The following is a 12,371-nucleotide window of genomic DNA, read 5'->3' as shown; positions in this document are numbered from 1 at the left end:
TTGAACGGAATAGCGTCGTCCCCATGCCCAGGGGAACCTCTGAAGTCAGCGAGCCGATGTACTTCGTGCTCACCGCACTCCGCGCCGGCCCGCTGCACGGCCACGCGATCAGCAAGACGATCAAGGAGCTGTCGCGGGGGCGGGTCCAGCCCTCCGTGGGCACGCTCTACGGCATCCTGGAGCGCCTGAACGAGCGGGGCGTGATCACCGTGGACCACGAGGAGACGGTCAACGGCCGCAACCGGCGCTACTTCAGGATCACCCCCGACGGCCAGGCGCTCGTGGAGGCCGAGGCCAGACGGATGCAGGAGGCGGCGGCCCTGGTCCTGCGCCCGTCCGGCGCATGACGGCGCCCGGCGGCGCTCTCGAACGGCGTTACCGCAGGCTGCTGCTGGCCTACCCGCGCACATACCGGCGGGCGCACGGCGACGAGCTGCTCGACGTGCTCCTGGAGGAGGCCGGGCCCGGCCGCAGGTTCCCCGTGCTCAGGGAGGCGTGGGGGCTGCTGGCGGGCGGCCTGCGCAGCCGCGTCACGCACCAGGCCACCGGCAGCGCCTGGGTGGACGGGCTGCACCTGGGCGTGACGGCCGTCGCGGTGGTGAACCTGGCCGCGCTGCTGCCGTACGCGCACCGGCTGCCGCTGTGGACGCTGGTGTCGGCGCTGGCGCTGCTGGCGATCCTGCGCGGATGGACGCGTACGGCCTTCGCGCTCACGCTCCTCACCGGCGTGAAGGCGGTGGGGCTGGCGGCCGGTCGGCAGGCGTTCGACGTCGCCGTGCTGCCGGTGCCGCCGAACCCGCTGTCGGGCCGGGCCCTGTTCCAGGACAGCGACCCGCTCCCGGTGGCCGCCGGCTACGCGATCACACTGATCGGCCTGGCGCTGCTCGCCTGGCCGCGGCGGCCGGTGCGGGCCAGGTCATGGTGGTGGTGGGCGGCGGTCGTGCCGGTCGCGTGGGCGGGGCCCGCGTGGCTGCCGGAGGACACCAGGTACCTGATCAGCCTGAGCAGGATGGCCGTGGAGGCGGCGGCGTTCGGGCTGGTGGTGGCGGCCGGACACCTGACGCGCGACCACCGGTGGTCGCTGGCGTCGGGGATCTACCTGCTGGCGCTCTCGTGTGAGCTGGCCTGGCACGCCGAGCATCTCGGCAGGCAGCACCTGGCCTACGCGGGGATCCTCGGCCTGCTGTTCCTGGCCGCCGCGTTCGCGCCGCTCCGCCAGCGGAGGCACTGTCTCGATTGACCATGCTCCGTTTAACGGAGTATGGTCTGCTGCCATGTCGAAGCGATCCCACCTTGCCCTCGCCCTGGCCTGCTCCGCGGCCGTCCTCTGCGGCTGCGGGGGCTCCGCGGAGAGCGCCGCGCAGCCCGCTCCCACGGCGAGCGCCGCCGTCAAGGACAAGCGGCACCAGTTCGAGTCGGCCAAGGCCGACTGCATGAAGCAGAAGGGCTTCACGTACGTGCCGTACGTGCGGCCGACGGAGGCCCCGACCGAGGACGAACGCAAGCGCGACTCGGGCGACTACCAGGCAATGCTGAAATATCGCGAGAAGTACGGGTTCGGGGTATTCGCCGTGCACGTCTACCCGAAGGAGATCGCGGGCCCCGGCTCCGAGATCCCCATCGCGGACCCCAACGCCAAGGTCCAGACCTCCCTGTCCCCGGCCCAGCTCGACGCCTACCACAAGGCCAAGGACACCTGCGTGGCCACCGCCGGCAAGCAGGTGCTCGGCCTGGACCTGAAGTCGAACATCGACTACTACAACCACATGGCCCAGGCCCACAAGCGGGCCAAGGCCAACGAGCTGGACGGCGACGCCCGCCTGGTCGAGCTGGCCGGCGCCACGGCCACCTGCCTCAAGGGCAAGGGCTACCGAGTCTCCGACCTCAAGCCGACGGCCATCGCGCGCCGCGGCGAGAACGAGTTCACGGAACGGCAGAGCGCCATCGGCCGCGAACAGAGCCCGGAGATGCGCGGAGGCCAGAAGATGACCGAGGACACCCGGCAGCTCGTGATGCCGACGCTCACCCCCCAGCAGGCCAGGCCGCATCTCGCCAAGGAGATCAAGGCGGCCCTCGACGACCTGGAGTGCGGCAAGGACTTCTACGCGGCCTACGCGCCGAAGGCGGCCGAGCTCCAGCGGCGGGTCAACGACCAGTACGCGTTCTGACGAGCCCGCCATGAGGAAGATGCTCGCCGGAATCGTCGCAGGCGTCGTGGCCGTCGCGGGCGCGGGCTGGGCGGTCGGCTCGCGGCTGCGCTCCCCCGCCGACGAGGCGGCCCGCCGGGCCGCGCCCGCCGCCTCCCTCGTCACCGCCGCCGTCGAGCGCCGCAAACTGGTCAGCACCGTGGTGCTCAGCGGCACTCTGGAGTACGGCTCCCCGCTGCCGATCAGCCTGGCCGGGGCGGTCGGCGGCACGGCCGGGACGCAGCGGGCCACCCGGGCGCCGCGCAAGGGACGGATCGCGGAGGGCGCCGTGCTGATGGAGGTCAACGGCCGCCCCGTGTTCGCGCTGCGCGGCTCCGTGCCGATGCACCGCACGATCGTCCCCGGCGCCGAGGGCGACGACGTCGAGCAGTTGCAGCGGGCCCTGCGCAGGCTCGGGCACGCCGCGCCCGCCACGGGCGTGTTCGACCCGGCCACGATCGCCGCGGTGACCAGGCTGTACGCGAAGAAGGGCTACCAGGCGCAGCAGCCGACGCTCGCCGACCGGCAGACGTACGACACGCTGCGCAAGGCCGTGCGGACGGCCGAGGAGAGCCTCGCGACCGAGAAGCAGGCCCTGGACCGGGGGCGGGACGTGCTGCCGCTGAAGGTCCGGCTGGACAACGCCCGCGCGGACCTGAAGTCGGCGCGCGCCGCGCTGGCCGCTGCCCAGTCGCGCGAGTTCACGCCCGCTGACGAGACGGCGCTGGCGGCGGCCGAGTCGGCTGTGCGGGCGGCGCGGGAGCGGCTGCTGGAGGCCGAACAGGCGCTCGCGGCGGCCACCAAGCCGCAGTCCGGCACGGCCTCGTCCGGCACGACCGCGACCAGCGCGACCGCGACCGGCACGACTGGGACCAGCGCGGCCGCGACCGCCACGCCCTCCAGCACACCGGCAGGCACCCCCTCGCCCGAGCCCAAGCCCTCCGCCTCCACCGACACGAGCCTGCTGGAGCTGAGGGTGGCCAACGCCAGAGCGGACCTGACTGCGGCCGAGGAAGCCCTCGACCGGGCACGCGAGCAGGCGCGGGAGGCCAGGGACGCCAAACTCGAAGAGCTGCGCAAGTCCGTGCGCACCGCCAGGGAAGCGGTGACCACCGCCGAGCAGGCGCTGCGCCAGGCCAGGCAGCTCTCCCCGGCCCGGCTCAAGGTGGCGAACGCAGGCAAGGACCTGGCGGCGGCCAAGGAACTGCTGGCCGAGTACGCCCGCACGTACGGGGTGTCGATCCCGCCAGGCGAGGTGGTGTTCCTGCCGAAGCTGCCCGCCCGGGTGCGGAAGGTGTCGGTGAAGGCGGGGCAGAACGTCGAGGCGGAGGTGGCCACCGTGACGGGCTCCGCGTTCGCGGTGACCGGGTCCGTGGAGACGGCCGAGTCGGAGCTGCTGCGTCCGGGCATGGCGGCGGCGATCGAGGTGGACGCGGGCACGACGTACCCGGCCAGGCTCGCCGCGGTCGGTGAGAAGGCCAGGCTGCCCGGCGGCGAGGCGGCCCCCGAGGGGTCGGTACCGGTCCTGCTGACGCCGTCGGGCGGCAGAGGGCTGCGGGCGGGCGCGGCGGTGACCGCGCGGGTGACGGTCGGGGCCACCGACGCGCCGGTGCTGGTGGTGCCGGTGGCGGCGGTGATCACCTCGGCGGACGGGAAGGCGCGGGTGCGGGTCGAGTACGCCACGGACAGGACCAGGGACGTGGAGGTCCGCACGGGCCTGACCGCCGACGGGAACGTCGAGGTCACCGGCGCGCTCAAGGAGGGCGACCGGGTGGTGATCGGCAATGCCTGAGCAGCCGGTCACCGAGCCGGGCGACGTCCGCGGGCGGCTCGCCACGCAGCCGCCGGTCATCGAGCCGAGCGGCATCTGCAGGCCGCCGGTCATCGAGCTGCGCGACGTCTGCAGGCGGTTTCCCGCGCGACCGCCGGTGCTGGCGTTGCGCGAGGTCTCGCTGCGCGTCGAGCGCGGCGACCACCTGGCGATCGTCGGCCCGTCGGGCTCCGGCAAGTCGACGTTGCTGAACGTCCTGGGCCTCCTGGATCGCCCCACTTCCGGTAGTTACCTCCTGGACGGCACGGAGACCACCACGCTGCGGGACGGAGCCAGGACCCGGTTGCGCGGCGACCGGATCGGCTTCGTCTTCCAGTCCTTCCACCTGCTCCCCCACCGAACGGTGGCGGAGAACGTGATGCTCGCCGAGCTCTACGGCACGCGCACCCGCAGGGGCAGGCGGGAGCGGGCCCTGGCGGCGCTGGAGCGGGTGGGTCTCGGGCATCGGGCGGGGTTCACGCCGGGCCGGCTCTCCGGGGGCGAGCGCCAGCGCGCGGCCATCGCCAGGGCCCTGCTGGGCGACCCGTCGCTGCTGCTGTGCGACGAGCCCACGGGCAACCTCGACAGCCGCAACACGGACGCGGTGCTCGACCTGTTCGACGAGCTGCGCGAGCAGGGCCTGACGATCGTGGTGATCACCCACGAGCAGGAGGTCAGCGAGCGGGCCAGACGCCGCGTACGGATCACCGACGGACTGCTCGTGGAGGCGTGATGCGGGTACGCGACCTGATCGGCGAGGCCGTCGCGGGCGTGCTGGCCAGGCCGGTCCGCTCGGCGCTCACCACGCTCGGCACCGTGCTCGGCATCACCACGCTGGTCGTCACGCTCGGCGTGGCCGCCACGGCGGGCAACCAGATCGTCGGCCGCTTCGACGAGCTGGTCGCCACGGCCATCACCGTGGAGGTGCCCGGCTCCACCACCGGCCCGCCGCTGGTGGGCTGGGACGCGGTCGAGCGGGTGACCAGGCTGCGCGGCGTGGAGTCTGCCGCCGCGGTGGCCGACGCGAAGGAGGGCGCCGACCTGTCCGTACGCTCCACCGACCTGGTGGACCCCACCAGGGTGACCGCGCAGACCCTCACCGTGCTGGCCGCCACGACCGGCCTGCCCGAGGCGGCGCGCGGCCGGATGACGCAGGGCCGCTTCTACGACGCCGGGCACGTCGGGCGCGGCGACCGGGTGGCGGTGATCGGCGAGGAGGCGGCCAGGATGCTCGGCGTCACCCGGCTCGACCGGGCACCGGCGATCTTCATCGGGAAGCACGCGTACACGGTGATCGGCATCCTCGGCGACCTGCGCCGCGAGAAGAACCTGTCCACCGCCGTGATGGTGCCGCCCACCGTCGGCCGCCAGTTCGGGCTGCGCGAGGTCACCAGGGTGCTGGTCAACACCAGCCTGGGCGCCGCCGGGCTGATCGCCGGTCAGGCCCCGTCCGCGCTCAGCCCCGGCAACGGCGATCTGCTGCAGGTGATCTCGCCGCCCAGCCCGACCAGGGCGCGGGACGGCGCCCAGGGCGACGTGGACGCGCTCTTCCTGATCCTCGGCCTGGTCTCGCTGGTCGTCGGCGCGGTCGGCATCGCCAACGTCACGCTGGTCACCGTGATGGAGCGCGTCCAGGAGATCGGCCTGCGGCGCGCGCTCGGCGCGGCCAGGCGGCACATCGCCGCGCAGTTCCTGCTGGAGTCCACGCTGGTCGGCCTGACCGGCGGGGTGGCCGGGGCGAGCCTCGGCGTGGTCGCGGTCGTCGCGGTCTCGGCCGTCAAGCAGTGGACGCCGCTGCTGGACGTGCGGCTGGCGCTGGCCGCGCCGGTCGCGGGGGCGTTGGTGGGGCTGCTGGCCGGGCTCTACCCTGCGCTGCGCGCGGCCAGGATGGAGCCGGTGGACGCACTCAGGTGAGCCCTGGTGAGCCCTGGTGAGCTCTGGTGAGCTCTGGTGAGCTCTGGTGAACTCTGATGAGCTCTGGTGAGCCGATCGGGGCCGGGAGACGTCTAACGGACATGACGATCTGGCGAATCGTGCTCCTGCCCGCACTGCTGTTGCCGGCGCTGAGCACGTCCATGGCTCCGGCGCAGGCGGAGGTCGCCCCGAAGCGGGTGCTGGTGGAGCTGCGCAAACAGGGCGGTTTCGCGGGGCTGAACGACCGCGTGGTCGTCTACGGCAGCGGCTGTGTACGGCTCAGCCGCCGTACCGGGCCGACCATCGACAAGTGCCTGACCGCCAAGGAGGAGCGCAAGCTGCGCGGCTACCTGCGGCACCTGAAGATCGGCCGTTCGCAGCGCCCGCCGCAGGGCGCGGACTTCATCAAGTACACGCTGGCCTTTGACAAGCGGCGGGCCAGCGTGTACGACGTGCCCTCGACCTGGCAGCCGGTGGTCAGGCACCTGGACAAGATCATGGAGAAGTACTGGGCGCCCGACTAGTCTCCATCAAGCGATTGACCGGGAGCGGGTGACCGAACTACCTTCGGTCACATGACCTCCGGCCAGGCCCAGGTGATTCTCAAGGCCGCCACGCATCTCTTCGCCGCGCTCGGCTACGACGGCACCTCCACCCGCCAGATCGCCGACGCCGCCGGCCTGAACATCGCGACCGTCAACTACCACGTGGGCGGCAAGCGGGAGCTGTACCTCGCCGTCATGGAGGCCGCCCACCGGGCCGAGAAGGCGGCGCTGGAGCAGGCGCTGGCCAGGCTGCCCGGCGACGACCCGGTGGCCGCCATCCACCGCCTGGCCGACGACTACCTCGACTTCTGCGTGGACAACCCCGAGGTGCCCGCCCTGTGGATGCACCGCTGGCTCTCCGACGCCGGCGACATCACCGAGCTGGAGCGCCAGTACGTCCAGCCGCTGGTCGACGCGGTGGGCGCCGCGCTGCGGCCCGCCGTCGAGGCCGGGCTGATCTCCGCCGAGACGGACCTCGACTACACGGTGTGGAGCGTCATCTGGACCGTGCACGGCTTCGCCAAGGGCGGCGTGCTCGACGCGGAGGGCCGCCGCAGGGCGGCCGGCGACCGGGCGGCGCTGCGCCGCTTCCGCGCCCACCTGCACCAGAGCCTGCACCGCACGCTCGGCCTGCCGGGCGACCCCCGGTGAGCCGCCTCGGCAGGGACAGGCTGCTGGGCTACGGCATCGGCTCCGTCGGCACCGGCGTGTTCTCCGCGGTGCCCGGCCTGCTGCTCCTGTACTACCTGACGGACGTGCTCGGCGTCCCCGCCGCCGTGGCGGGCTTCGTGCTGGTCGCCCCCAAGATCTGGGACGTGCTGCTGAACCCGCTCGTCGGCGCCGCCAGCGACCGCGAGGCCGTCAGGACCGGCCGCAGGACGCGCCTGCTGGCCGTCGGCTCGGTGGCGCTGCCGGTGACGTTCGCGCTGATGTTCGCCGTCCCGGGAGACGTTCCCGGCGCGGTCTGGACGGGGGCCGCGTTCCTGCTGGCGGCCAGCGCGTTCGCCTGCTTCCAGGTCCCGTACGTGGCCCTGCCCGCCGAGATGTCGCCCGACCAGGGCGAGCGGACCAGGATCATGTCCTGGCGGGTGGTGTGCCTGACGGTCGGCATCCTGGTGGCGGGCGGGCTGGCCCCGGCCGTGGTGGACCTGGCGGGCGGCGGCCGGGCCGGATACGCCGTGATGGGCGTGACGGTCGGCGCGGTCATGGCGGCGGCGCTGGCCGGGGCGACGCTGGCCACCCGGTGGGTGCCGTCCAGGCCGGGGCCACGCCAGCTCGGCCCGGTGGTCGCCTTCCGCCTGGCCAGGGGCAACGTGCCGTTCTTCGTGCTGCTGGCGGCGTTCGTGACGCAGGCGCTGGCCGTGGCCGTGATGCTGGCCGGGGCGCCGTACGTGGCCGCGTATCGGCTGGGCGACTACGGCCTGACCTCGGTGATGTTCGTCTGCCTGGTCGGGCCGAGCATGCTCGCCGTGCCCGGGTGGGCCTGGCTGGCCCGCGTCCACGGGCCGGTGCGCTGCTACCTGGCCGCGTCCGCCGGCTTCTGCGGCGTCACGGTCGCGCTGGTCCCGGCCGTCGCGGCGGGCAGCACCGCGGCGACGCTGGCGCTGACCGCACTGGCCGGGATCTGCTACGCGGCGCTGCAACTGCTGCCGCTGTCGCTGCTGCCCGACACCGTGCACGCCGACGCCGCCCGCACCGGGCACGCCCAGGCCGGGGCGTTCACCGGGCTGTGGACGGCGGGCGAGACCGCGGGGCTCGCGCTCGGGCCCGGCCTGTTCGCGCTGGTGCTGACCGTGTCCGGGTTCGTCTCCGCGCCGGTCGAGTCGCCCGTCGCGCAACCGGCGGGGGCGCTGACCGGGCTGCTGCTCGGGTTCACCGCGCTGCCCGCCCTGCTCATGCTGATCAGCCTGCCGTTCGTCGTCCGGTACGGGCGGCTCACGACGAAGAAGGAGAGCGTGTGAACCTGCCGCCGACGGGGAGGACCGCCGAAGACCTGCTGGCCGAGGTGGCCCGGCTCAAGGAGCACGACCTGCCGGTGCGCGGCGGCCAGGTGACCGCCTACGTCTACGACACCGGCCGGGCCGAGGTGAACGACGCCGCGACCCGGGCGTACCTGGAGATGCTGGAGGTCAACTGCCTGGACCCGACCGCGTTCCCCAGCGTGGTGGAGATGGAGCGACAGGTCGTCGGCGCGGTCGCCGACCTGCTCGGCGGCGGGCACGGCATCTTCACCAGCGGCGGCACCGAGTCGATCATGCTGGCCGTCAAGGCCGCCCGCGACCTGGCCGGCCGCGACCGCCCGAACCTGGTGCTGCCGGTGACCGCGCACCCCGCCTTCCACAAGGCGGCCCACTACCTGGGCGTCGTGGTCAGGCCCGTGCCTGTGGACCTGGAGACGTACAAGGTGCGGGCCGGCGAGATGAAGGCGGCGATCGACGAGGACACGATCCTGGTCGTGGTCTCCGCGCCGTCCTACCCGCAGGGCGTGATCGACCCCGTCGAGGAGGTGGCGGCCGTGGCCGCGGCGGCGGGCGTGCCGTGTCACGTGGACGCGTGCGTGGGCGGGTGGCTGCTGCCCTGGCTGCGGGAGGCGGGCGCGGAGGTGCCGCCGTTCGACCTGTCCGTGCCCGGGGTGACGTCGATCTCCTGCGACCTGCACAAGTTCGGCTACGCGCCCAAGGGCGCCTCGGTGCTGCTGTTCGCCGACCCCGCGGCGCGGCGCAAGGCGTACTTCGCGTCGGCGGCCTGGCCCGGCTACACGATCATCAACGCGACCGTGCAGAGCTCCAGGTCGGCGGGCCCGCTCGGCGGTGCCTGGGCCACCCTCCAGTCGCTGGGCAGGCAGGGGTACGCCGAGCTGGGCCACACCACGCTGGAGGCGACCCGCAGGCTGCGCGCGGGCCTGGCCGAGATCCCCGGGCTGCGGGTGCTCGGCGCGCCAGAGTCGTCGCTGGTGGCCTTCACCGGCGCCGACGTGGACGTGTTCGTGCTGGCCGACGAGGCGCGGGCGCGGGGCTGGTTCCTGCAGCCGCAGCTCTCCTACGCGGGCATCCCGGCGAACCTGCACGTCACGGTCACCGGGGTCACCCTGTCGGGGGTCGAGGCCATGCTGAAGGTGATCGCCGAGTCGGCCGTGGCGGCGCGCGAGCGCGGGCCCGTCGTGCTGCCGGAAGGGCTGGTCGAGCTGGTGGCGGGGCTGGACCTGGAGGCGATCGACGACGCGACGTTCGGCGAGCTGAGCGCGTCCGTGGGGGTGGACCTGCGGCCGGGAACGGGGCAGCCGGAGATGGCGGTGGTCAACACGGTGCTCGACGCGCTGCCCGCCGAGGCGCGGGAGGCGGTGCTGGTGCGCTTCCTGTCGGTCCTCTACAGCGGCTGACCCCTACTCGGGCGCGGACGTGATGGCGATGCCCAGGCACATCTCGTCGCTGGTGCCGTCGCCCCACACGACGTACCGGGGCGGGGTGCCGCGCAGCTCGGGCAGCAGGGCGCGCAGGCCGGCGTCGTGGGTGCAGGTGACCCGCACGACGTCGCCTTCCCGGACGTCGACCGGCTCGGGCAGCAGCCGCAGCGACTGGTCGTCGAAGTTGTACTCGGGCACGTCGAGCAGCGTCCTGGCCTTGGCGGTGCCCGGGTTCAGCTCGATCTTGACGGCCCTGCCGAGCAGGTGCATGTGCCCGGCCAGCGCGTGCACCGTGAACGGCGACCCGACCGGCACGTCGCAGTGCTGGGTCGGCCCCGCCTCGACCGGCCCGCAGTACTGCTCCAGCAGCCTCACCTGCGTCAGGCTGTCCTCCCCGAACCGCTTGCCGACGTCCCGCACGGCGGCCTCCCTCTCGCACAGCGGGCCCGACTCCTCCGGCGTGCAGGGCAGCTCGACGGGCGCGAAGTACAGCCCGGTCTCCAGCGGTTCGAGCTGCCGGTCAGTCACCCGGAGGCGGATGCCCGAGCGGTCGGTGCCCGGCTCGCCCTTCACGTTCAGCAGGTTGTAGTGCACCTGCATGATCAGGCTGCTGCCCGGGGGCAGGTCGTAGCCGTAACGCGGGTCGAGCAGCGACTCCTTGCTGCCGGGCGCCCAGTGCGCCACCCAGGAGGCGTCGCCGATGCCCGCGTCGCCGAAGCAGGACCAGCCCTGGCCTGGTGAGCTGTCGTCCACCGCGCGCACCCTCGCGGCCTGCTCGGGCGAGAGCCGGAAGAAGATCGCGTGGTGCACGATGGCGGTGTTCTGCGGCTCGAACTGGGCGCCGGTCAGCGACACCCGGCCGGTCAGCTTGGGGTCCACGAGGAAGCAGCGGTAGTCGTCCGTGCCGCCGTTGGGCGGGCCCGGCGTGTACGGCTCCGCCATCGAGAGGTTGACGAACCGCTCACCTGGCCGCAGCGGCGACGCCGCGGGCGCCGGCTCGGTGGCGTGCCCGGAATGCCCCGGGGAATCGGTGGCATGCCCCGAGTGCCCCGGCGAGGCGGTGGCCTGCCCCGGCGAGGCGGCGGGCGGTTCGGCGGCCACGCCGCAGGAGGCGAGCAGGAGGGCCGCGCCGAGCGCGGCTGCGATGCGGGCGAATCGCGTCATGCTGCCACACTCACCCGCGCGAGGCCGCCGGGGCATCCTCCGGCCGGACGCTCTCACTACTTCCCTGGGATGACCCGCCCGTCAAACCACGGTCGCGCCCTCATGAGGTGGGGAAGGTGGCCTCGACCCGGAAACCGCCGTCCTCGGTAGGACCGCACGACAGCGTGCCGCCCGCCAGCTCCACCCGCTCCCGCAGGTCGGGCAGGCTCATCCCGGGCCCAGCGACGGCCACCCAGGCGTCCGGCATCCCGCCGGTGTTGCGCACCGCGATCCGCACGTTGCCGGGCGCGTACCGCACCCCCACCCGCACGTCCGCGCCGGGCGCGTGCTTGTGCACGTTGGCCAGCGCCGCCTCGACCACCAGGTACGCGGTCCGCCCCACCAGCCCGGACACGGGCGCGGGAGGGCCGTCCACCGACAGCTCCACGGGCACCCCGTCGCGGGCCGAAACGATCACCAGCGGGCGCAGGTCGGGCAGCGGCAGCCCCAGGTCGAACCCCTCGCCGGTGCCGCGCCGCAGCAGCGCCACCATGTGCCGCAGCTCGTCCAGCGCGTCGCAGCCCATCGTCCGGATGTCCTCGGCCGCCGCCCTGGCCCGGTCGTCTCCGGCGGCCCCGGCCAGCACGCCCGCCTGCAGCACGATCCGGCTGACGCGGTGGGTGACAACGTCGTGCATCTCGCCCGCCAGCCGTTCCCGCTCGATCCGCTCAGAGCGTTCCGCCAGCTCGGCGCGGAGCCGTTCCCTGACGGACACGTACATGCCGTACATGACCGCCAGCGCGATCGCCGCCTCGCTCCTGGCGATCAGCGCGAGCCGGTCGGGCAGGGTCAGGACGGCGAAGCCGATCACCATCACCGGCATCCACCGGGACAGCGGGCGCCGGTCGCCCGCGAACGCCATCGCGCCGTACGCGACGAACGGCGCCGCCGGCGGCCAGAGCGGCGCCCCGGCGGACGGCAGCGGCACGGCGGACGGGACGACCAGGGCCAGCACCGGCACCGCCAGCGCCGTGCCCGCGCAGATCCACGCGACCACGAGGGGCGCGCGGCGCATCCACAGCAGCGGCAGCGCCCCCGCCAGCACGATCACCAAGCCTGGGCCCGCATAGCCTGTCGCGGCCGTCAAACCTGCCGCGGCCAGGACCGCGACAGCGTCGATCGGTCGCGCGCGGGCACCGTCCACCGCCTCATCGTACGATCACCCGCCGTGCCTGCCCACCCCTGAACGCGTAGCCGATCACCACCCCCGCCCGCCTCCGCGCGCCTGGTCGATGGCCGTGCTCACCGACCTCCGCACGCGTAGCCAATCGCGCGCCTTTGCACGCATGGCCGATCGCCGCACCTCCGCA

General features: G+C 73.7%; 12 protein-coding genes. 10 read left to right on the top strand and 2 right to left on the bottom strand.

Features of this window, described 5'->3' with window-relative positions:
• The first annotated feature begins 23 nt into the window (after window positions 1-23).
• The 10 genes from ABD331_RS29470 to ABD331_RS29425 all read left to right on the top strand — a co-directional run bounded on the left by ABD331_RS29470 (window position 24) and on the right by ABD331_RS29425 (window position 9,834).
• The gene (locus ABD331_RS29470) at window positions 24-347 is read left to right on the top strand and encodes a PadR family transcriptional regulator (RefSeq protein WP_344481411.1); all 324 of its coding nucleotides are present in this window, start codon (window positions 24-26) and stop codon (window positions 345-347) included.
• Window positions 344-1,240 carry a hypothetical protein gene (locus ABD331_RS29465; protein WP_344481408.1) on the top strand — a complete coding sequence of 299 codons (897 nt, stop codon included), beginning with the start codon at window positions 344-346 and terminating at the stop codon, window positions 1,238-1,240. Before ABD331_RS29470 ends, ABD331_RS29465 begins: the two co-directional genes overlap by 4 nt.
• A gap of 34 nt (window positions 1,241-1,274) precedes the next feature.
• Window positions 1,275-2,168 carry a hypothetical protein gene (locus ABD331_RS29460; protein WP_344481406.1) on the top strand — a complete coding sequence of 298 codons (894 nt, stop codon included), beginning with the start codon at window positions 1,275-1,277 and terminating at the stop codon, window positions 2,166-2,168.
• Window positions 2,169-2,178: 10 nt separating this feature from the next.
• Window positions 2,179-3,978, top strand: a complete 1,800-nt coding sequence (locus ABD331_RS29455; RefSeq protein ID WP_344481404.1) for a peptidoglycan-binding protein — start codon at window positions 2,179-2,181, stop codon at window positions 3,976-3,978.
• Complete coding sequence (locus ABD331_RS29450; protein WP_344481401.1) at window positions 3,971-4,729, top strand: ABC transporter ATP-binding protein; 759 nt, start codon at window positions 3,971-3,973, stop codon at window positions 4,727-4,729. Before ABD331_RS29455 ends, ABD331_RS29450 begins: the two co-directional genes overlap by 8 nt.
• Entirely contained in the window at window positions 4,729-5,910 is a 1,182-nt protein-coding gene (locus tag ABD331_RS29445) for an ABC transporter permease (RefSeq protein WP_344481399.1), read from the top strand. The genes ABD331_RS29450 and ABD331_RS29445 overlap by 1 nt, the downstream gene beginning before the upstream one ends.
• A gap of 101 nt (window positions 5,911-6,011) precedes the next feature.
• Entirely contained in the window at window positions 6,012-6,434 is a 423-nt protein-coding gene (locus ABD331_RS29440; protein WP_344481397.1) for a hypothetical protein, read from the top strand.
• 51 nt (window positions 6,435-6,485) lie between these two features.
• Complete coding sequence (locus ABD331_RS29435) at window positions 6,486-7,106, top strand: TetR/AcrR family transcriptional regulator (RefSeq protein WP_344481395.1); 621 nt, start codon at window positions 6,486-6,488, stop codon at window positions 7,104-7,106.
• A complete protein-coding gene (locus tag ABD331_RS29430; protein WP_344481392.1) occupies window positions 7,103-8,416 on the top strand; it encodes an MFS transporter in 1,314 nt (437 codons plus the stop codon). The genes ABD331_RS29435 and ABD331_RS29430 overlap by 4 nt, the downstream gene beginning before the upstream one ends.
• Window positions 8,413-9,834 carry a pyridoxal phosphate-dependent decarboxylase family protein gene (locus tag ABD331_RS29425; RefSeq protein ID WP_344481390.1) on the top strand — a complete coding sequence of 474 codons (1,422 nt, stop codon included), beginning with the start codon at window positions 8,413-8,415 and terminating at the stop codon, window positions 9,832-9,834. The genes ABD331_RS29430 and ABD331_RS29425 overlap by 4 nt, the downstream gene beginning before the upstream one ends.
• Window positions 9,835-9,837: 3 nt before the next feature.
• Here ABD331_RS29425 and ABD331_RS29420 read toward each other — a convergent pair whose 3' ends face one another.
• Window positions 9,838-11,022, bottom strand: a complete 1,185-nt coding sequence (locus ABD331_RS29420; RefSeq protein ID WP_344481387.1) for a monooxygenase — start codon at window positions 11,020-11,022, stop codon at window positions 9,838-9,840.
• Window positions 11,023-11,122: 100 nt separating this feature from the next.
• Window positions 11,123-12,205 carry a sensor histidine kinase gene (locus tag ABD331_RS29415; RefSeq protein WP_344481385.1) on the bottom strand — a complete coding sequence of 361 codons (1,083 nt, stop codon included), beginning with the start codon at window positions 12,203-12,205 and terminating at the stop codon, window positions 11,123-11,125.
• Between the last annotated feature and the right edge of the window lie 166 nt (window positions 12,206-12,371).

The organism is Nonomuraea monospora (assembly GCF_039531895.1).
Lineage (GTDB): Bacteria > Actinomycetota > Actinomycetes > Streptosporangiales > Streptosporangiaceae > Nonomuraea > Nonomuraea monospora.
The sequence above is the reverse complement of the archived record's forward strand: the minus strand, read 5'-3'. Positions and strand labels throughout refer to the sequence as shown.